The organism is Bdellovibrio sp. HCB290 (genome assembly GCF_047305925.1).
Taxonomy (GTDB): domain Bacteria; phylum Bdellovibrionota; class Bdellovibrionia; order Bdellovibrionales; family Bdellovibrionaceae; genus Bdellovibrio.
In genome coordinates this window covers 1,411,387-1,431,476 of record NZ_CP178620.1, presented here as the reverse complement: position 1 = coordinate 1,431,476, position 20,090 = coordinate 1,411,387, and the positions used below count along the sequence as shown (strand labels likewise).

At 47.4% G+C, this 20,090-nt stretch carries 17 protein-coding genes; 3 read left to right on the top strand and 14 right to left on the bottom strand.

The genetic code is table 11. The annotated features are described in order from the left end of the window. Positions 1-27: 27 nt before the first annotated feature. From ACLVWU_RS07035 to ACLVWU_RS07010, 6 genes are read right to left on the bottom strand one after another with little or no spacing between them, the layout of a single operon-like run. Complete coding sequence (locus ACLVWU_RS07035; RefSeq protein ID WP_413578280.1) at positions 28-1,605, bottom strand: two-component system sensor histidine kinase NtrB; 1,578 nt, start codon at positions 1,603-1,605, stop codon at positions 28-30. Then, on the bottom strand, positions 1,605-2,831 hold the full coding sequence (locus ACLVWU_RS07030; protein ID WP_413578279.1) for a type II secretion system F family protein: 1,227 nt from the start codon (positions 2,829-2,831) through the stop codon (positions 1,605-1,607). The genes ACLVWU_RS07035 and ACLVWU_RS07030 overlap by 1 nt, the downstream gene beginning before the upstream one ends. After that, on the bottom strand, positions 2,832-3,875 hold the full coding sequence (locus ACLVWU_RS07025; RefSeq protein WP_413578278.1) for a twitching motility protein PilT: 1,044 nt from the start codon (positions 3,873-3,875) through the stop codon (positions 2,832-2,834). It lies immediately after the preceding gene. Continuing rightward, positions 3,875-5,575, bottom strand: coding sequence for a type IV-A pilus assembly ATPase PilB (gene pilB / locus ACLVWU_RS07020; RefSeq protein WP_413578277.1), 1,701 nt, complete (start codon positions 5,573-5,575; stop codon positions 3,875-3,877). The genes ACLVWU_RS07025 and pilB overlap by 1 nt, the downstream gene beginning before the upstream one ends. A gap of 46 nt (positions 5,576-5,621) precedes the next feature. After that, complete coding sequence (locus ACLVWU_RS07015) at positions 5,622-6,455, bottom strand: hypothetical protein (RefSeq protein ID WP_413578276.1); 834 nt, start codon at positions 6,453-6,455, stop codon at positions 5,622-5,624. Beyond that, positions 6,436-7,383, bottom strand: a complete 948-nt coding sequence (locus ACLVWU_RS07010; protein ID WP_413578772.1) for a bifunctional riboflavin kinase/FAD synthetase — start codon at positions 7,381-7,383, stop codon at positions 6,436-6,438. Before ACLVWU_RS07010 ends, ACLVWU_RS07015 begins: the two co-directional genes overlap by 20 nt. A gap of 82 nt (positions 7,384-7,465) precedes the next feature. Here ACLVWU_RS07010 and ACLVWU_RS07005 point away from each other — a divergent pair, with 82 nt between their 5' ends. Together ACLVWU_RS07005 and ACLVWU_RS07000 are read left to right on the top strand one after the other, a co-directional pair. Next, a complete protein-coding gene (locus ACLVWU_RS07005; protein ID WP_413578275.1) occupies positions 7,466-9,331 on the top strand; it encodes an ATP-binding protein in 1,866 nt (621 codons plus the stop codon). Then, positions 9,328-10,740, top strand: a complete 1,413-nt coding sequence (locus ACLVWU_RS07000) for a sigma-54-dependent transcriptional regulator (protein ID WP_413578274.1) — start codon at positions 9,328-9,330, stop codon at positions 10,738-10,740. Before ACLVWU_RS07005 ends, ACLVWU_RS07000 begins: the two co-directional genes overlap by 4 nt. On the opposite strand, the gene ACLVWU_RS06995 is transcribed toward ACLVWU_RS07000, so the two are convergent. Together ACLVWU_RS06995 and ACLVWU_RS06990 are read right to left on the bottom strand one after the other, a co-directional pair. Then, positions 10,724-11,818 carry a glycosyltransferase family 9 protein gene (locus ACLVWU_RS06995; RefSeq protein ID WP_413578273.1) on the bottom strand — a complete coding sequence of 365 codons (1,095 nt, stop codon included), beginning with the start codon at positions 11,816-11,818 and terminating at the stop codon, positions 10,724-10,726. The genes ACLVWU_RS07000 and ACLVWU_RS06995 overlap by 17 nt on opposite strands. Further along, positions 11,727-12,899, bottom strand: coding sequence for a glycosyltransferase family 9 protein (locus ACLVWU_RS06990; RefSeq protein WP_413578272.1), 1,173 nt, complete (start codon positions 12,897-12,899; stop codon positions 11,727-11,729). Before ACLVWU_RS06990 ends, ACLVWU_RS06995 begins: the two co-directional genes overlap by 92 nt. 113 nt (positions 12,900-13,012) lie before the next feature. Here ACLVWU_RS06990 and ACLVWU_RS06985 point away from each other — a divergent pair, with 113 nt between their 5' ends. Then, complete coding sequence (locus ACLVWU_RS06985) at positions 13,013-14,140, top strand: cyclic nucleotide-binding domain-containing protein (RefSeq protein ID WP_413578271.1); 1,128 nt, start codon at positions 13,013-13,015, stop codon at positions 14,138-14,140. On the opposite strand, the gene ACLVWU_RS06980 is transcribed toward ACLVWU_RS06985, so the two are convergent. Genes ACLVWU_RS06980 through lpxA form a run of 6 tightly spaced genes read right to left on the bottom strand, consistent with a single transcriptional unit; the run spans position 14,137 to position 20,007 of the window. Continuing rightward, a complete protein-coding gene (locus ACLVWU_RS06980; protein WP_413578270.1) occupies positions 14,137-15,246 on the bottom strand; it encodes a DUF3108 domain-containing protein in 1,110 nt (369 codons plus the stop codon). The genes ACLVWU_RS06985 and ACLVWU_RS06980 overlap by 4 nt on opposite strands. Next, positions 15,246-16,127 (bottom strand): lysophospholipid acyltransferase family protein, encoded by an 882-nt coding sequence (locus tag ACLVWU_RS06975; RefSeq protein ID WP_413578269.1) that lies wholly within the window; start codon positions 16,125-16,127, stop codon positions 15,246-15,248. Before ACLVWU_RS06975 ends, ACLVWU_RS06980 begins: the two co-directional genes overlap by 1 nt. Next, positions 16,099-17,115 carry a tetraacyldisaccharide 4'-kinase gene (gene lpxK, locus ACLVWU_RS06970; protein WP_413578268.1) on the bottom strand — a complete coding sequence of 339 codons (1,017 nt, stop codon included), beginning with the start codon at positions 17,113-17,115 and terminating at the stop codon, positions 16,099-16,101. The genes ACLVWU_RS06975 and lpxK overlap by 29 nt, the downstream gene beginning before the upstream one ends. Further along, the gene (gene lpxB, locus ACLVWU_RS06965; protein WP_413578267.1) at positions 17,112-18,263 is read right to left on the bottom strand and encodes a lipid-A-disaccharide synthase; all 1,152 of its coding nucleotides are present in this window, start codon (positions 18,261-18,263) and stop codon (positions 17,112-17,114) included. Before lpxB ends, lpxK begins: the two co-directional genes overlap by 4 nt. Next, positions 18,264-19,190, bottom strand: coding sequence for a Gfo/Idh/MocA family protein (locus ACLVWU_RS06960; protein WP_413578266.1), 927 nt, complete (start codon positions 19,188-19,190; stop codon positions 18,264-18,266). Then, entirely contained in the window at positions 19,180-20,007 is an 828-nt protein-coding gene (gene lpxA, locus ACLVWU_RS06955; protein WP_413578265.1) for an acyl-ACP--UDP-N-acetylglucosamine O-acyltransferase, read from the bottom strand. The genes ACLVWU_RS06960 and lpxA overlap by 11 nt, the downstream gene beginning before the upstream one ends. Positions 20,008-20,090 lie beyond the last annotated feature (83 nt).

Below are 20,090 nucleotides of genomic sequence, written 5' to 3'. Positions count from 1 at the left end.
ATCCTGTGAATATATAACATCTATTCTTTAGTTTGCTTTAGGGAAAGTCAAAATAAACTCTGTCCCCACACCTTGCTCGCTCTCAACAAATATCTGCGCCCCGTGACCTTCTAAAATTTTGTGAGTCACAGCTAGACCAAGGCCTGTACCTTTGGGCTTCGTCGTATGGAAAGGTTCAAACATTTTCTTGCGAGTGGCTTCACTCATACCACAACCTGTGTCGCGCAAACTGATGACGATGGATTTATCATTCGCCACCGCTTTTACGATCATCTGAGGTTTACTTGAATCCTGCATTGCCTGATAAGAATTCAAAACGATGTTCAGGAAAACCTGCTTAAGCTTATCCCGATGCCCCAGAATCTTCAGCTCAGAACCAATTTCACGGATCTGTTCGACATCACCACGAACTTTGCCGTCGGTTTTGATCGCTTCCAGAACTTCATTCAGCAAAAAGCCCATCTCGACTGCATCTGTTGGTGGCTTTTCTGGACGTGCGTAATCCAAAAACTCGGTGATCAGATTATTCAGACGATCGATTTCGCGCAAAACAATCTTCATGAGCTTGCGATCATCATCATTACTCACCGTCTGACTCAACATTTCGATGCTGCCACTGATTCCCGCCAACGGATTGCGTATTTCGTGAGCAATACCCGCCGCCAAGCCCCCCACGGCCGCTAATTTTTCATTCTGACGAGCGGCAAACTCAAGCTGGCGAATTCGGGTCAGATCATCAACCAAGGCAATCGAAAGTGGTCCCTGTAAATCCGGGCTGTAAACTTTTGCAATCGTCACACCCAAGATTTTCGTAGCTTGTTCAGCACTTTCTACGTACTTCAAATCCCCTCTAAAATTATCAGCGGCTTTTTCAGTTTCCGGAAAAAGTCTGTACCAGTTGATATCAGAAGGCTGAGTTTTACCCAAAATCTCAAGTGCAGAATTATTCGCCGTTAACACCTGGCCATCTGAAGCAAAGGACAGCATTCCAGAGGGAATATTCTCCATGACAAATTGATTCAACTCCTGCGCCGAACGCAGACTTAAACCAGTTTGCTTTAACTCTTTACCTACGGATTGCAGTTGTTCACTCAGGAAGCCGGCAAGCCCCGCCACCGAAAAGAAAGCGATATTATTCAGCGCCAACAGAAAAAAGAAATTCAATGCCTTCATTTCAGGCGAAAACAAGGCCGCCGTTGTGAAAGTGATACTGGTGAACAAAGCCAGAGTTAAGGCGCCCACTCCCCGGCAGGCGATACCGGCCAACAGAATGTTCACCAGATGCAAGAACAGCAAAAGCGACTGATTCAGACCGAAATAGTAAATCAATAGCGAAATGAAAACTGAATCAAGAATAAACCCAAAGAACAAGGCACGGGGATTTTGCAAAAGCAGATCCCACTCTGCAATCCACACAATGTGCAGCGCCAGAGCCAGCGTCAGAACCAGGTAAAATGGCGCCTGCACGGACCAGTTGACGAAACTTCCCTGGGTCAGAGTTGAAATCACACTGACTAGAAGAACAATGACAAAAAGACTGACTCGAGCAAACTCGACTGTCAGCCCCTGTTTTTTAGAATTTTGAAGGGCGTAACTTAAGCGCATTATCCCCCGCCGACAACGTCTGCCATACTGAAGATTGGAAGATACATGGCAATAACAAGGATCGCGATAATACCACCCAGAAAGACCATCATCAAAGGCTCAAGCAATGACGTCATCGCTTTAACGGCTGTTTCGACTTCGTCTTCATAGAAATCGGCAATTTTACCCAACATGATATCCATCGTACCCGACTGCTCGCCGATAGAAATCATCTGCACCACCATCTCGGGAAAAACTTTTTCTTTACCCAAGGGAGCTGCAAACGTACGACCTTCCGTCACCGAGGCTTTACAACGAAGCAAAGCCTGCTCGATCACGATATTACCCGCTGTTTTGGCCGAGATATCAATCGCCTCGATCAAACCCACCCCCGAGGAAAGCAAGGTTGAAAGTGTACGAGTCAAACGTGCGATGGCGGACTTTTGAATCACTTCACCAAACACCGGAACATTGAAAAACAAACGGTCCATGGTGTCGCGACCCTCATCGGTGCGATAGTATTGAAGGATTGCAAAGGGAATCCCCACCACACCGGCCAAATAAAGATACCATTGGTGAATCATCGAATTAGAAAGAGCAATCACGGCTTGTGTCAGCGCGGGTGGTTCTTTGCCTGCGGAATTAAAGAACTCCATAAATTTGGGAAGGATGAAAACCAGGATACCCGTGATGACCGCAAAAGCGACCACCAGGATCACCGCCGGATAAACCAGGGCACCCTTTACCTGACTTTTCAGTTTCTCGGATTTCTCCATGTAAAGGGCCAGACGATTCAAAATACCATCCAGGATACCGGCTTCCTCACCCGCCTGAATCATATTCACGTAAAGCTTATCAAACACCAAAGGTACTTGCGCCATGGAATCCGCCAAGCGGCGTCCACTTTCAATGGAAGTTTTAACCTGTCCCGCGGCACTTCGCAGCGGACCGGGACGCAAACCTTCGGAAAGAATTTTTAAACAATCCACAACCGGGATACCGGCGTTGATCAGAGTGGCAAATTGGCGCGTGAAAATCTGTAAATCCTTACCCTTGACCCGCCCCCCGAACATCGGTTGCGCTGCCCCGGCCTTTTTCGCACCAGATCTTGCCACCACCACAAGCTTCGTGGGCATCAACTGCTGTGCACGCAGGCGAATGATCGCTTCCTGCTGAGAACCAGCTTCGATTTCCCCGGAAACAATCCCCCCTGTGGCGGCCTTGGCCTGATACTGGAACTTGGCCATCTAGATGCCCACCTTTTTAAGCAGCTGATCCAAATTGTCGGGATCACGGGACGTTTCAAATGCCGTCTTTAAATCCACACGACGACGGATCAAATGCTGCAACAAGGACTGATTCAAAGTCAAAATTCCAGAGTGCTCTGGAGCTGTCATCAGAACGGACTGCAATGCACCCATTTCCTGACGTTCGATAAATTCACGAATCTGCGGTTTTACCAATAGCAACTCATGTGCGAAAACACGGTCATTGCCAAGACCTGGCATTGCATACTGACCCAGCCCCATCGAAAAAACTTCTGCGAATCGTGAAGACCCATGCTGACCAAAGCGGTCAGTCATCACAGAAAGACAACGGCGCAGGGAATTCATTAAAGACGGAGCCCGCATAGAATAAATAACAAAGACACCGCGCTCTGCCAACGACATCGCTTCAAGGAAGCTGCTGTCATCTGAAGCACCATCGTAAACCACAACATCCACACCATTCAAAAAACTATCACGCTCGTCTTTGGTTGCGAAAATTCCGTTGTGATACAAGAAACAGGATTTGGCTTCGCGCATTTGCGGGAACGGTCTGGTAGAGAAAACCACGCCCATGAATGATTTTTCCTCACCCATTTTCTGCATGGTTTTATATAAAGTTCCGGTTTGGCCTGATTCACCAGCACCGGAAACAATCACAAGACCTTTCATGCGCAGGCAGGTTTCCGTGTAGCTGCCAGGCAAAGGCATATCAAAGCGGGACCCATCAAGATCCAGATCAATGATCGCCTTCATCGTACTTTCATGCTGAAAAAAAGAAAAACCAATGCGCATGTTTTCAAGAGCGGTTTCGCCTACTACGGCTCCCGTTGTTTCCAGCATGGTTTTTTGATGATCATCCAGAAAGCTCTGCTGCAGAAGCTTCCACTCCGTCATCAACCCCGGAGAATTGCGTAAACTTTCCCAGCCCGTCATGCTGCGCGCACGTGGCTCGCTGCCTACGACAAATAAAAACTCCTGGGACTTCTTAGCCTTCGCTTGCATTAACAATTCTGTCAAACTCATTATGTGTCCTTCACAGATGCATTCAAGACTTCTTCAATTGTTGTTTGGCCTCTTTTAAGCTTTAACAAAGCAGACCGGCGGAGCGTTTTCATCCCCTGCTCACGAGCCAGGAAACGAAGCTGCCCCGTGGAGGCGCCCTTCAGGATCGCCTCTTTCATTTTCTCTGTCATCGACAGCAATTCATAAACTGCCAGACGACCTTTAATGCCGGAGTTGTTGCAGTTCGAACAACCCTTACCGCGCATCAATTTATACTCACCCACCTCAGCCTGCGGCACACCCAGGTTGATCAACGTTTGCGCAGGAACCTCAATCGGCGCTTTGCACGATTCACAGTTTTTACCCACCAGGCGCTGCGCCACCACCAGATTCACACAGGAAGTGATGATATAGTTCGCCACCCCCATCTCGGTCAGACGAACCACGGTGCCTGGAGCATCGTTGGTATGCAGTGTACTTACAACCAAGTGACCCGTAGAGGCCGCTTTAAAGGCGATCTCTGCTGTTTCGAGGTCACGAATCTCCCCCACCATGACGATGTCGGGATCCTGACGAAGGAAGGATTTCAAGGCACTGGAAAAATTCAAATCAATATCAGGATTCATCTGAACCTGATTGATACCTTCCAGATTGAACTCGACCGGATCTTCCGCCGTCGAGATATTCACATCTGGTTTGTTTAACTCTGCCAAAGCAGAATAAATTGTTGTGGTCTTACCGGAACCCGTGGGACCGGTGATCAAAACCATCCCTTGCGGAAGATTGATCATACTTTTGAAAAGTCTTAGATCATCCTCTTCAAAACCCAGCTTGGTCATGTCCAGTTGCAAATTGGACTTATCCAATAGACGAAGTACAACTTTTTCACCCCAGATCGTTGGCAGGACGCTGACACGGAAATCCATTTCGCGACCTTTTTTTGTACGGACTTTCAAACGACCATCCTGAGGGCGGCGTTTTTCCGCGATATCCAACTTGGACATGATCTTGATACGCGACGCGATGGCCGCCCCGGTTCCCTGAGGAGGCTGAGTCGCTTCGACCAGATTACCGTCGATACGAAAGCGCACACGGTATCTTTTTTCGTAAGGTTCGAAATGAATATCCGATACTTTCTTGATGATCGCATCACCCAGAATTTGATTCACGAATTTAACAATCGGTGCTTCTTCACCACCAGCATCAGAATCGATAATCTCGGCAGTGGACGAAGAGGCATACTCCTCCTCCATGCTTTCCGCGATAGTGTTGAGATTCTTAACGCTGATGTTACCGCCGTAGTATCTTTCAATACTGGCGGCAATTGCTGTTTCAGTCGCCACCACCGCCTGAATTTTACAGCGGGTGATAAAACGCAAATCTTCCTTAACCATGATATTGCTGGGATCAGCAAATGCCACAACCAACGTGGATCCCGCTTTTTGCAGTGGAATCAATTGATTGCGATCACAAACATCGCGGGGAATCAGTTGTAAAACAGAGGGGTCGATTTCAAATGACGAGACCTCTACGCCTGGAACAGCAAAGTGCTTTTCCATGGCGCGAAGAATTTGATTTTCTTTAAGAAAACCCAGCTGCGTGATGACACCCGTCAAGCGCGCAGTGCCCGATTTCTTTTGCTCTTCAACAGCATGAGCAAGCTGATCCGGTTTGAGCAGACCCTGCTTAACTAATATTTCACCAATCTTGAAAGAAGACATTGTGGCTCCCCGATATAACTTTATACCAGGGTGCCGTTTTTTGTAACTAGACGGAAGAAGAGTTTTCCGCCTGGAACTGATCAATCCAGCCTTGCAATTCCGAAGTATTCACAAGTTCAGATTGCTTAAGCTTTTCGAAAACTATCTCGACCAAAGCCCGCAACATATTTTTAGGGAACAGCGCCCTGAGCTCGGCCTGCTTGGCTTCATCCATCAACTCGCTTTGTAGATTGCCAAGATGACAGTCAAAGGCATACCCACCGTTGGTCATAAAGTTAAAATAGGACAAATCCGTCAGCAATTCACTGTCGGGAGGCAGCTGGCCCGTATTAATGATCAAACTTGCACTGATGGCCTGAATCGTTAGCTCTTCAACCGCGAGGACAATGAATTTGATCCCCAAGTTACCACGGGACAGTATGCGGGCTTCACGATGCAGCTGCGTGATGTTTTCCCCCATCAAGTAGATTTCGCGAAATCCCAGCTCTGTGCACACGGCTGCTGCCGTTCGCAGATATTCACCTTCTCCGACGATAAAGGCAGGCATGCGAATATCAAGATCCCGGGCCTCTTCCACCAAAACCTTGCGAAGGGCATCGTAAAGCAACAAGCGCGGGTACCATTTATCACCTTCGGGCATGCTTAAATCAAAACATTCCAACATACGCACCTGAGCCGGCAACACCTGCAAGGATGGATACAAGGCCCGCGCCTGTTCGAATGAAAACAGGGCTGCATCCGCGCCTTTCAATAGTGCTTCTGAATAGACTGGATGATGTTCAATTTCCAAAAGCTCCGGGCGCTTCTTGGCAGCGAACTGCAAAAATCGAAATAGAGTGCTGGGTTCACCCTCTCGGAATTCAAGAATTTTTTTGCTCATCAAAATACTTTCGGGCTTCGGCCATATCAGTAAAAATTTGCTGCTTTAAAGTTTCAATTCCTGAAAATTTCATCTCATCACGCTGAAAGTGCAACAACTCCACTTCCACTTCAACTCCGTACAACTGCGCATCCATATCAAAGATATGACTTTCAATTTTCACAGGGCCGGCTTTACCATCCTCTTGGAAAGTCGGATTGACGCCGATGTTGGTGATCGAAGGATGATTGTGACCATTGATGCGCGTGTAAGTGAAGTAAACACCCTTGCGCGGTACAAACTCCACATCCGGATGCACATTGGCGGTCGGAACCCCAATCGTGCGCCCGCGCTGAAAACCTTTTTCGACATTTCCACGCAGGTAATATCTTCGCCCCAGTAATTGCGCGGCCTTTTCAATCTCCCCCGCCTGCAGGGCTTCGCGAATGCGCGTGGAGGACACAACCTGACCATTCAACTGAAATGGTGGAATCACAATCAAACGAATTCCGTGCTGGGCACAGAAGCCCTCAAGAAATGCGATGTTCCCGGTACGATTCGCTCCAAAATTAAAGTCATGCCCCACGACCAGAGTTTTCGGATTAAGGTTTTTCATCACATAGTTTTGCAGAAAATCCTGGGCTGAAACCTGGGCAAATTCTCGTGTGAAATTTTCGATGATCACACAGTCAATGCCACCGGCGGCGAAGCGCTCCTGCTGATCGCGCAGATCGAACATTCTTTGCGTTTGCCGCTCGGGAAAAAGCACTTTTACCGGGTGAGGATGGAAAGTATACACAATCGCGGGCACGCCATAGTGCTGAGCTTCGCGAGTAACAGTTTCAATCAGTTGCTGATGCCCCAGATGAACACCGTCAAAATTGCCAATTGTGACGACAGAAGACTCTATAACTGAATCCATCTGTCCTACGCCTTGATAGATATGCATATTTTTCAATATACCTCTTTCCGCGCTCGGCGGTAAGGGCTTTTAATAGTTGATATTTTTAATAAATTTGCTATGTTGCGGCGTGCAAAAAAGCTCCCTTCAACAGTATTTAAATCGCGTTTTACACCGCAGTGAGGTCCTGCTGAGGTACTTCCTGCGCCAACGTGGTTTTTTTCTTCGCTGCCTACTTTGCTGGGCGATTGGGTGCCTGGCTCTTTCCACTGATGAAGTCACGTCTTATGACCAGCGCTTCAAGCTTCGCGGCGACCAAAAAGTTTCCTCGCAAATCGTTTTAATTACGATACGTCAGTCTGACTTTACCGGTGTTTATACAAAGCACTCCTCTTTGATGGATCTGGATGAAGCCACTGACATCACCGACAGCTATTTCTGGAACAAACGCATCTGGAATCAGTTGTTGGCAAAAATTCTGAAGCAAAATCCGCAGGCTGTGGGTGTGACCCTGTACTTTGGCGACAACATCGGCGATGTGTTTTTGAATTCAGCGGAGCTCAGCAACTTCATGGACCCCCGGGTTTTCTGGTCCACGACCACCAGCAGTCTTGAGCGTGTACTGACCCCGGCCTTCAGCAATCGTGAACACACAAACCTGGGCGCCAATGAAGTTCGTCGTGACGAAGACGGCTTGGTTCGCCGGGTGTTCCCTCAGCGCGCTGACATGCCTCACTTGGTAGAAAAAATCACTGGCAAAAGCTTCCCTACAAGTCTTGCCGGTCTTCCGATCAATTTCCGCGGTTCCATTTATAATTTCACGCAGTATGGACTTAGCGAAATCCTGTATGACGAACTTCCCGCCGATGCTTTCACCGGAAAAATCATTCTGATCGGTGCCGAGACCTCGGCCTCCCCGGTTTATTTGACACCTGTGGGCACTTTGACCCGCACTGAAATCATGGCCCACATCACTGACACCCTTCTTGGAAACAAGTGGATTCAGCGTCTGGATTTCTGGTGGTATGCCCTGGGCTTTTTGTTCCTGATGGGCTTTGCGATTTTCATTATCACCACTTACCCGCAGTCCGTGGCTTTGTTTTTCGTCTTGTGGATCGCAACTTTGCTGGCGGCTCTTTCCGCGTGGGTGTTTGACAGCTTTTATTTCTGGTCCCCGGCATTTGCACCGTTTGTGTTGCTGGCCGCAACATGGACGATTTTCATTGGTTATCAGGCAACGAAAATCGAGCGCAAGAACTTTGCCCTGCAACAGGAACAACAGTACCTGGCCGAGTTGGAACAGCTTAAAAATAACTTCGTCAGTCTAATCTCCCACGATCTGAAAACTCCGATCGCCAAAATTCAGGCGATCGTAGACCGCCTGTTGACTCAAAACCAGGATCAGGAATTGCAAACAGATTTGAAATCCCTGCGCACCTTTGGTGACGAGTTGAATCGCTATATTCAGTCGATTCTGAAAGTCCTGCGAATCGAATCGCGGGAATTCAAAATCAACAAAGATGCCGCAGATATCAACGAAGTGATTGAAGAAGCACTGGTCACTCTGCGCCCGCTGGCTGCGGAAAAAGGCATTCGCATTCAAACCCATCTGGAACCGATGTTCTCAGTGGAGTTCGATCCGACTTTGATCAAAGAAGTTATCATCAACCTGATCGAGAATGCGATCAAGTACACGCCTTCGCAAGGTTTGATTGAAGTGACTTCATCTGAAACCGATTCTGATATCAAAGTTGAAGTCAAGGACACTGGCGACGGCATCAAGCCCGAGGATCTGGACAAAGTCTGGGGCAAGTTCACTCGTGGCAGTGATCAGGATTTAAAAACCAAAGGGACCGGTTTAGGTCTTTACTTAGTTAAATATTTTATTGAACTTCACGGTGGTAAAGTCGCGATGGACAGCAAATGGGGACACGGCACGACTGTGTCCTTCACCTTGCCACTGGAATCTGAAGACGTCATCGAGGAGATGTTATGATCAATCAGTTAAGCACCCTGATCGTGGACGATGAAGCGGAATTGCGCCGTTCGGTTATTTCCATTCTTAAATCCACCATGCCGGAAATTGAATTTACGATTGACGAAGCGTCAACTGGCAAGGAAGCCCTGGAAAAAGTAAAACAACAATCCTGGGATCTGGTTTTGATGGACGTCAAAATGCCAGAGATGAACGGTCTGGAAGCTTTGACCGCGATCAAAGAACATGACCCACGCACTTTCGTGGTGTTAATGACGGCTCACTCCAATCTTCATGATGCAGTCCTTGCGATCAAAGAAGGCGCTTACGACTACGTTGAAAAACCGGTGAACCCGCAAACATTGACTGAAATCGTTCGCAAAAGTCAGGAAGCCCGCGACCTGGTTTCCAGCCTGGCCCTGTCCAATCCGATTTTTGACGACGACATTGAATCTGAATTCGTGGGCTCTTCACAAAAAATGAAAGAAGTATTCAACCTGATCTATCGCCTGTGCAAAGTCGATACGACAGTTTTGATCCGCGGTGAAAACGGAACTGGCAAAGAGCTGGTGGCCCGCGCGATCCACTTCAACTCCCCACGCAAGTCCGGAAGCTTTGTCGCCATCAACTGCGGCGCTATTCCGGAAAGCCTGATGGAAAGCGAATTGTTCGGTCATGAAAAAGGGGCCTTCACTGGCGCCATTGAACGCAAAATCGGTAAATTCCAAATGGCCAACAACGGCACTTTGTTCCTGGATGAAATCGGCGAACTTCGTCCGGACATGCAGGTCAAACTTTTGCGCGTGCTACAGGATAAGAAATTCACTCCAGTGGGCAGCAACCGTGAAGTTAAAACCAACACCCGCATCATTGCAGCTACCAACCGCAATCTGGAAAAAATGATGGCCGATGGCACCTTCCGCGAAGACTTGTTCTATCGCCTGAATGTCATGCCGATCTTCCTTCCACCTTTGCGCGATCGCACGGATGATATCCACGCCTTGGCTCAGCACTTTATCAAAAAATTCGCACGCCAGCATGGTCGCACAATCAACGGCATTGCAAGCGAAGCCCTGGACATGCTGAAGTCCTATCGTTGGCCGGGTAATATCCGTGAACTTGAAAACGTGATCGAACGAGCTTTCATTGTCGAGAACTCACAGAATATCACTCTGGATTCCCTGCCTGAAGCTTTGAAGCTGGCTCCGAAAGAGACTTCCGAAAAAACCGCCAATATGGGTTACTCGGGTCCGTTGGATTTTGACGTTTTCAAAGAAGGCATGGAAAAGGAATTTATCGTCAGTGCACTGAAGGCCAATCAGGGGCGCATCAATCAAACGGTGGCTCAGGCAAATATTCCTAAGAATACTTTGCTGCGCAAGATTCGCAAATACGGCATTAATGTTAAAGACTTTACGAGCGAAGAATAAATTCAGCTTTATTCACCACCTGCTCTGCTGGCAGGTGGGTCATGCACACATGGGTTTTGATCGGACACACTTTATGACCGTGCTTGCCGCAAGGTCGGCACGGTAAAGTTTCCTTCTGCGCAATATAAGAATCAGCTGACCACGGTCTAAAACCAAATCTTAAAACTGTAGGACCGAAAACCGCAATCAGCGGAGTTTCACAAGCGGCCGCCATATGAGAAGCGGCGCTGTCATTTCCAACCAGCAAACGAGCTCGCGCAATTATCTGCGTTGATTCCAGAATGGAAGTTTTGCCGGCAATGCACAGTGATCCCGGAATAGCCTCTGACACTTCTTGCGCCAAAGCCTCTTCTCCCGGGCCGCCCATAACGTAAATCTGATACCCTTGATCCTGCAGGGACTTACCTGTCTGAATAAAACCCTCTTTGGTCCACCGCTTGGTGGCCCACACGGAACCCGGAAACATCAAAATGCCACGGCCTTCGTTAAGACCTTTCAGATCATAGCGGGTTTCCAGATTCTTATAGACGTCACTGCTCTTCATGATCTCTTCACGCACACTCATGGAAGCCCAGCTCGGTGGAGCCGAAAGCTTACCTCGGGAATCAGTTTCATAAGGCTTTTGTGTTTTTTGATAGGATGAAAGCAGCTCGACCAGTTTGCCATCTACTGTTTGCAGCAAACTCATTTGGCGCATGGGATCCGGCAATTGCATGGGCTTTTTCACAGATTCTGAAAACGCCAAAAATCCAAAGAAATTTTTAAAACTGATTTTATGCTGAGCTTTGATTTTTCTGCAGAAGAAAATCGTGCGCAGGGACTCGTGAGGAGAAATTAGATAATTGACCTGGTACTTTGCAATTCCTGCGATCGCCTGGTTGTAGGATTCTGCGTCGCCTTTTTTGATTTCAAAAACATGATCAACAAGATGGGTTTTTAGGAAGAAGTCGCCAAATCCCTTGCGGCACACCAGGCCCAGTTCGTGATCAGGCCAAGTCTGACGACAACGCTTCAGAAGTGGAATTGCCAGTAGCAAGTCCCCCAGAAAGGCTGTTTGTACGACAAGATTCAACGGCATGAACGATCTCCTGCAAAGAGACCTGATCGTAGCACATTATGTTTTTTTCACAAGCTCTCTTCCAGCAAGGACTGCAGGGGCTTTTCGTTAGAACAGATACTCCACGATCATAAAGATCTATTTCATGAGCACAGGTTGGACCGAACCAGGCCACCACCTGCTTGCCTTGAGAAATAGCCATATGCATCCCCAAGCTATCCCCTGTCACCACCACATCACACGCAGCGACACTGATCAAACCGTCGCGCAGACCACTTTCGGTCGCTGTAGAGATCACCGGCAAACCCTGAGAAATCTGATGATTTCGCTCAGTGTCTTCAGGCCCGCCCAACAAAACTATTTGCGCCTCGGGATACCGACTTTGCAATGATGTGATCATCAGACGATGGAACTCCACCGTCAGTTTTTTGGCCGAAATCACATTGCTGCAACCCGTATTGAAACCCAACACCCACTTTTTGCTGTTCGTCAGAAACTGAGAACGACGCAACTGTAATAGCTCTTGCTCTGGTCCACTCAAAGGCAACCAGTAAGGGTCTCTTTGAAATGCCCCCAGCTCCAGGGCTTCAATCATCAATTGATTTTCTGCTTTTTTGTTTTCAAAGAATTTCTTTTGATTATCAAGGCCCAACTGCCACAGCTCTTCAGCTGCCGGAGTCGCTGGAACAATCGCTCCGTTGCGGGGATTTGCTGAAAAACCAAAAACCTGATCAACCTGTGTATACTGAAGCACACCCACAGCTTTAAGGGATTTATCAATCACCAGGGCCACGTCGAATTCCAACGCACGCAATTGCAATAAATCTGCTTCTTTGGTCGTCAGCACCCGATCGATAGCGGGATGATTCTGCAAAAGTAAATGCGCAGGAGCATCAGTCACCCACGTCAACATTGACGAAGGATACTTGCGCTTGATGGCTTTAAGAAGACTGGTGCTGCGAACCACAGCCCCAAGAGCCCCTAAATGCACAATCAGTATTGAAAGTTTTGGAACATCAAAGGAGGCGCACTCAGAGTCACAGCTCTGACTTTTGGAACAGGGTTTATATCCGGAAAAGTGCCGGCATTTAGTTTGCGCCATAGCATTATTGTAGAGTATCAGTCTTAAACGTCGGACTTCGGCGGGGTCTGGCTGTTATTTTCAGGACCTTGGCCGCGGCAAAAAAGCCCGACTTTGACCGATAAGATGAGTGCATGAAAATCGAACGTGAAGTGATCCAACTAAAGCCATTTAAAACTCTGAAACACTCTCAGGGTGGGACCCTGACGTTGTCGTCGGGGTTGGGCAGCTTTGAGTTGAACGCTCTGCAGTTTTCTTATCTGGAAGTGCTTAAAAATGGCGTCTCCATCGAAGGCTTGGTTCATTTCTTTCTGGGACAAGGATGGCTGGTCAGCTTTCGTGAGCTGTATAGCTTAATGCAGTTTTTAGTTCACGAGCGTCTGATCGCCAATCAAAGCATCATTGAATATTTTAAACAGGTGAACTCAGACGACTCCCCGTTGGTTTTTAGCTCCATTGACGTGATGAATGGAAAACAGGTTAAACCTGATCCTTCAACTTTGCCTTTTTTTCGTTCTTTGGAACCTTCTTTAGCGAACTATCTATTGCAAAAAGCGACTGTCTTTTCAGTGCCACCCAATATTCGCATCACCCACTCGGGACAAAGCAGCCGGGATCTTTTCGTATTGTTAAAAGGCCAGGCATCGATTTACAAAGTGCTTTCTGAAACGCGAAGACAACTGGTAGCAACCCTGGGCGCCGGCGCCTTGTTCGGCGAGCGGGGATTTCTGTTAAACCAACCCCGCAATGCGGATGTTATCACCAGCAGTGCTTCTGAAGTTCTGCGTGTGCATCACTTGCCTGAATATGACAATCTGATCAAGTCAGACAAAGCCCAGGCTTTGCAGCATCGCTTCTGGGTGATGCAGGCCCTGCTTTCCTCTCCGTTTTTTAAGGACATTCCCACTGACAGTCTGGATGCTTTAATCTTCACAGGCCGTCTGGTACAGGCACCGGCCAATCAGGTGCTTTTTCAGGAAGGTCAGGGCGGAAACACTTGTTACATTATCATTCAAGGCTCTGTCGTAATCAGCCAAAAAGGACAGACCATTAATGTTCTGAATCAAGGAACTTGTTTTGGCGAGATCTCTCTTCTGGTTTCAGGGGGAGTTCGCACGGCCACCGTCACAACTCAACGGGATACTGTTCTGTTAGAGATAGAACAGAATTCATTCTACAAAATGCTGGCCCAGAATCTGGTTCTGGCAAAAGTCATTGAGACTCTTGCCGCAACTCGCATAGCTCGCGATCAACGGGCTTAAGGAAGTTTACCTGGTTTGATTGAAACGACTTCAGATACCAGTGTACCGATTTTGATTTTCGCTTCGATCCTTAAGATGTACTTATGTTCATCATCAGACAACCAGATCAGGTTTTCTCCGATGGGTTTGAATTTACCCTTCAAGATAATATTTGGCTGCACCACGATGGCTTTCATCGGGCCCAGTTCTGTATCCAGAACTTCTTTACGAATCGCTTTGCCCGAGAAAACCAGGTTTTCCTTATCGTTTGAAACGCGGAAGGAATACTCTTTGCCCACTTCCCATTGGAACATACGCATGTAGTAAATCGCGCTGTACACGTTTTGCGCGTACTCTTCGATCTCCCACTGCTCGCGCTTTTCTTCTTCGCCGTCCTTCTTGGTCACTTTCTTTTCCCAGTAAGTAGCCATTTTCTTGACGTTATCAAAAAGCATCTTTGCTTCGCGAAGCTGACCGGATTCTTTGACATGAAGTTCAAAGACTGTCGGCACCACATCAGCGTAGTCCATGAAAATATCAACATTGTCTTCAACAGTATAAACTGAAGCGAACAAGGAAATCGTTTTGATCGCGATATTGTGCTTGTATGACTTGCGGCCGTTCACGGTAGCCATAGGCAGAGTACTGAATGTCAGCTCCCCTGCTGACATTTTAAAATAGGAGACGTCGTGCTTGACCACTTCACCTATGCGGAAGGGGTCCACCAAAGGACGGCGTCCATCAAAACCAGCATCATCTTCAAGTTCTGGCTGACGGCGAACTGGGGAAGCTGCAGCGGCCTTCTTACCTTTTTCTGATTTGGATTTTGTTTCAGCCTTGGCTGCGACCGGTTTCTTTTCAGTTTTCTCGGATTTAGGAGTCTTTGCACCAGTACCGACAGTAGTCTTTTTGTCTGCCGTTGTTGTTGGCTTAGCAGCTTCTGTTGGTACCGCAGGAACCTCCGTGGCTTCTGCAGGTGCAGCTGGTGGTTCTTCGATCTTTACTGCTTTTTCAAACTCGTCAATTGTTCCAAGCTTGTCAGCCTTTTCGTATTTCAAAAACGAAGTTGAGCATGCCGACAACATCGACAAAGCGAAAAGACTTGCTGCAATCGAAAACTTACCCACTAAAAATCCTTCCAACGTCTATGGACCCACATCCATTGTTCTGGATGCTTTCTGACAATTTGCTCAAGCTTATCTGTGAATGCCTGAGTGATGTTCGCGATACTCTGGTCTTTATCTTCAACGATTGATGGGCTCAAGTCCATAGCTGGCTCAATCACCAAATGAACTTTCCCGTCATTTCCCTCATAGGTATAAATGGGCAGCACAGGTGCTTTCGTCTTCTGCGCAAACAAAGCCAGACCATAGGCCGTACCCGTGCGTTTGCCAAAAAACGTAGTGGCAACACCGAAGGGTTTTCCCATGTATTGATCAAGAACGAACACCAAGCCTTCGTTGCGCTTCAACGCTTTGAGAATTTCGAATGCATTGTTAGGTCCATGGGCTTCGATGTACTTCACACCCTGCGCACCACGCACAGAGAACCACAGGTCATTGAACCATTTGGTTTTAAAACTTTTAGAGATAATATGAATCTTTTGACCAATTACGCTTAAAGCATTGGCACCCAAGTCCCCGTTGCCAAGATGCAAAGTCAAATAGAAGAAACCTTTGCCATTGGCAATGGCCTGTTCGTAGTTTTGCAGACCTTCGAACACTACATTCTTATCGACCCACTCGCGAGTCATGTTGGGAATAAAAAAGAACTCTCCGAAATTATAACCCAGCTGATAAACCGACTCGCGGCCCACTTTTTTTCGTTGAGCCTCGGTCCATTCAGGAAACGCGACTTTTAAGTTATTGATGACAATCTTTTTTCTAAAACCAAATACATCCCACCACAGAAACCCAATCCAGGAACCGGAGAGGCGCTGAACTTTACGGGGCAAAATGCTGCTTAGGAAAATGCCGATTTTAGTTAAAAAGCTGGCCAATAATTTCATGCAGACGTCCTTTGCTTCCAAATTCCGTCACCTGTAAATTGGTGCTCCAAAGCTTTTCGGGCTCCGGCAACAGACGACGCAATTTCACCGCATCCTTGGAGGTTGTCACAAGATAATCAGCACCCGACTTTTTAAAGTCTGCCCAAATCTTTTGAGCCTCTGCTTCCGTGTATTGATGGTGATCGCGGAAGTGCACACTCTTTTTACAGATCTCACCGTAAGAGCGCATCATCTTTTCAAAAACATCAGGTCGGGCAATAGCTGAAACCAGGAAGATACACTGGCCTTTCAACATATCCGTTGAAACTGTTTCGGTGCCGTTGTTCAAGTCGACGATATCGTAACCGAAATACAGAACTTCTTTACCCGAAGGCAGGTGATCCTGAACAACCTTCAGACTGTTTTCATCGGCCAGATTGCACTTAGTGAACAGAATCACATCCGCACGTTGCAAGCCTTCCCAGGATTCACGAGCACGGCCCTCGGGAACAACCTGATAGTTGCTCCATGGTTCAGTTGCATCCAGAATAACAATATTCAAATCACGGTGCAGTTTGCGGTGCTGAAAACCATCGTCCACTACGATTACATCAAAGGGACCATAGTTCTTGGTGGAATACTCTGCCGTCTGCCACTTACTGTCGCCAACAAAAACTGTGACTTCAGGATTGGCCTGCGCCAAAAGCACGGGTTCATCCCCGTAATAACGAGCAGCATGGGGATGCGTAACATCCACCCGAACGGATGCCGACGCATCCGCACGGTAAGAACGACTAACCACTGCGACTTTCTTGTGGTCTCCGACCAAAGACTTCAAACAGTAATCCGTGATGGGAGTTTTACCTGTCCCACCCATCGTCAAATTTCCAATACTGATCACTTTCATAGGCGCCTTGTAAGCCCCTAGAACTCCACGATCATAGAGCGAGTTTTTAAACCCAACAATGCGATCGTATAGAAATGAAAGTGGTTTTAAAAATGGCTTCATAGAGTCAGGTACTCATCCAGTGATTTTACCACGCGTGAAGTTGCACCTTTATCACCCAGGTAAGAGCGAAGGGATGCCAGATCTTTTTTAACTTCCGCGGTATAGGCTTTGTCTGTGATGTAGCGGTCAAGAAGTGCTGCCATATTTTCAGCAGTCACATCTCCCTGGAAACGCTCTGGAACAGCTTCTTTATTTAGAATCAAATTCACTAAGCCGAAGTACTTGGTTCCACGCACAAAGATTTTGGCAAACACACCGGTCAACCACTTCATTTTGTACATGATAACCATCGGTTTTTGCAGCAGCCCCACTTGCAATGTCGCCGTTCCCGAAGCCACTAGCATCATATCCACCAGGTGGATCATGCGAAACGGTTCATCCTTCAGAAGGATGTAAGGCAACCTGAAATCTTCCAGATACTCCTGCATTTTCTCTTTGGTAAATGTCGGAGCCGTCAAAATGACGATTTTTAGATTGCTGTATTTTTTAGATAGAATTCGCGCGGCATCCAACTGAATCTGAAAATGCTGTTTCAGTTCCAGTCTGCGACTTCCGGGCATCAATCCCAGAACGATTTCATCATCCCGAATACCCACTTGATTGCGATGGGTCTTTAAGTATGCCGCATCATCAATCAGGCGTTCGTCCAACTCATCCAACAAAGGATGACCCACGAAATCAACGGCAACTCCGTGCTCTTCATAGAAGGGAACTTCGAATGGGAAAAGAACGAAAACTTTCTTACAGTATTTTTTAATAGTTTTAACCCGGCCTTTGCGCCAAGCCCAGACTTGCGGGGAAATATAATAAACCACCGGGATTCCCAGTGCGTGCAGTTTCTTTGCAAGCATCAGGTTGAATTCCGGATAGTCCATCACGATAGCTACTTTAGGGCGGCGTTTTTCAGCCTCGGCCACCAGGCTGTCAAAGACGCCTTTTAGCAGACTGTAGGAGTTGATAATTTCTGCAGCTCCCACGACCGCCATTTCTTCGGATTTACCCAGGCGTTCGAAGCCTAAGTTTTCCATGTCCTGACTGCCGACGCCGAAAGCATGGATTTTTCTTCCCTGCTTTTTCCAGGTCTCAAGAATTCTTTGAGCATATGTAACACTGGAGGCCTCGGCGGCCACGAACAATACTTGATCCATTTATTTACCAATCATCTTTTGAATGTCTTCGATCGCGCGAAGCGCTTTCAAACCATCCAGACCCGTTACCACCGGAGTTTTGTCATTCAAAACGGCATCGATGAACGCGTCGGTTTCTTTTTGCAAGGCATCCGCTTTTTCAACGGTCCACTTGGTGACTTTGGTCAGTTCGTCACCACCCGGTCCTTTTTCAACTTTTTCAAGTTCATGAATACCGGTGTTCGCAAAAATAGTGCAATCATTCTGCACCACGCGAATTGAACGCTGTCCAACTGGTGAAACACGACTGACCGTAATGATTCCGTGAATGCCATTTTTCATTTTAAACGAGATCGAAGCTGTATCCAGCTCTGGTGAAATCAACTTCGTACCGGAAGCGATCATGGATTCGATTTCACTGCCTGTTAGCCACAATAACAAATCCATATCGTGAATTGCCAGATCGTGCAGAACGCTGACATCAGCACCGCGGGCCTTGTAAGGCGCCGTTCTGATAAGTTCAATCGTGCTGACATTCTTCATGTGTTTTTTAAGCTCGTTAACAGAAGGATTGAATCTTTCGATATGCCCAACTGCCAGCTTTACTTTGTGCTTTTCCGCCAATGCCAGCAATTCCTCTGCTTGAGGAACTGTTGCAGTGATGGGTTTTTCCACGTTCACGTGAATACCATTTTGCAGGAACAACTTCGCCACTTCATAGTGACTTTGCGTGCTGGCTGCAATCGTTACCAAGTCCACTTGACCGATCAGGTCCTGGGGACGGTGGAAACTCTTTACTCCCAGTTCAGCAGCGATTTTATCTGCCTGAGCCGGGAAGTGATCACACACCCCTACCAATTCCACATGGGGATTGTTTTTATACTTTTGAGCATGGAAGTTACCAAGGTAACCGACGCCGACAACGGCGCCACGTAGTTTATTGCTCATCTTCTTGCCAGCCTTTAGGGCTTCTGTCGACCGCGATACCGCGCTTCGAAGAGCGGATAAAGTTAATGAAATACTCGATGTTCGGACTCATCGTGCATTCTTCTTGAATGCGTTTGATGCCTTCTTCAACCGTATGGGAACCCATGATGATGATACGAATCGCTTTATGCACATTCGTCACTTCTTCACGTGGATAACCTTTACGCGCCAGACCGATTTTGTTTGTCGCGCGAATTGTTGCGTAGGTACCCTGAGCACGGCAGAACGGAATAATATCTTTATTCACGATACTACTGCCCGCGATGAAAGCCATCTTGCCGACTTTAGTGAATTGATTCAAAGCACTCATACCACCCACGAACACGCCGTCTGCGATTTCGCAGTGACCACCCAAGTGAGTGTTGTTCGCAAGAATAACGTTATTGCCAAGTTTGCAATCATGCCCTACGTGAGTGTAAGCCATGAAATAGCCGTTATCACCGATTTCAGTTTTCTTGTCGCCTTTAGAAGTCGCCAAGTTCACTGTCGTGAATTCACGGAACATGTTGTTGTTACCAATAATCAAAGAAGTGGGCTCATTCTTGTAGGAAATATCCTGAGGAGCTCCACCAATAACCGCACCCGGGCAGAAGTGATTGTTTGCGCCGATATCCAGAATACCGTAACGCGAACCCAGTGTAACGTGACCTTCAACAATGGTTCCCTTGCCGATTTTTACTTTACCTTGAATAAGGCAATAAGGTCCGATTTCAACATCATCGCCGATCTCGACATCTGGGGAAACAACACTGGAAGGATGAATTTTATAATTTGCCATGGATTTGATATCCTAATTTTAACTGCGTATTTAAAAACGGGTCACTAAATTTAAAAAGGGACCTTTTTGAGGCCCCTTTGAGA

Coding starts and splice junctions, on each gene's coding strand:
- ACLVWU_RS07035 (WP_413578280.1), bottom strand. CDS start 1,605: ATGCGCTTAAGTTACGCCCTTCAAAATTCTAAAAAACAGGGGCTGACA.
- ACLVWU_RS07030 (WP_413578279.1), bottom strand. CDS start 2,831: ATGGCCAAGTTCCAGTATCAGGCCAAGGCCGCCACAGGGGGGATTGTT.
- ACLVWU_RS07025 (WP_413578278.1), bottom strand. CDS start 3,875: ATGAGTTTGACAGAATTGTTAATGCAAGCGAAGGCTAAGAAGTCCCAG.
- pilB (WP_413578277.1), bottom strand. CDS start 5,575: ATGTCTTCTTTCAAGATTGGTGAAATATTAGTTAAGCAGGGTCTGCTC.
- ACLVWU_RS07015 (WP_413578276.1), bottom strand. CDS start 6,455: ATGAGCAAAAAAATTCTTGAATTCCGAGAGGGTGAACCCAGCACTCTA.
- ACLVWU_RS07010 (WP_413578772.1), bottom strand. CDS start 7,383: ATGCATATCTATCAAGGCGTAGGACAGATGGATTCAGTTATAGAGTCT.
- ACLVWU_RS07000 (WP_413578274.1), top strand. CDS start 9,328: ATGATCAATCAGTTAAGCACCCTGATCGTGGACGATGAAGCGGAATTG.
- ACLVWU_RS06995 (WP_413578273.1), bottom strand. CDS start 11,818: ATGCCGTTGAATCTTGTCGTACAAACAGCCTTTCTGGGGGACTTGCTA.
- ACLVWU_RS06990 (WP_413578272.1), bottom strand. CDS start 12,899: ATGGCGCAAACTAAATGCCGGCACTTTTCCGGATATAAACCCTGTTCC.
- ACLVWU_RS06985 (WP_413578271.1), top strand. CDS start 13,013: ATGAAAATCGAACGTGAAGTGATCCAACTAAAGCCATTTAAAACTCTG.
- ACLVWU_RS06975 (WP_413578269.1), bottom strand. CDS start 16,127: ATGAAATTATTGGCCAGCTTTTTAACTAAAATCGGCATTTTCCTAAGC.
- lpxK (WP_413578268.1), bottom strand. CDS start 17,115: ATGAAGCCATTTTTAAAACCACTTTCATTTCTATACGATCGCATTGTT.
- lpxB (WP_413578267.1), bottom strand. CDS start 18,263: ATGGATCAAGTATTGTTCGTGGCCGCCGAGGCCTCCAGTGTTACATAT.
- ACLVWU_RS06960 (WP_413578266.1), bottom strand. CDS start 19,190: ATGAGCAATAAACTACGTGGCGCCGTTGTCGGCGTCGGTTACCTTGGT.
- lpxA (WP_413578265.1), bottom strand. CDS start 20,007: ATGGCAAATTATAAAATTCATCCTTCCAGTGTTGTTTCCCCAGATGTC.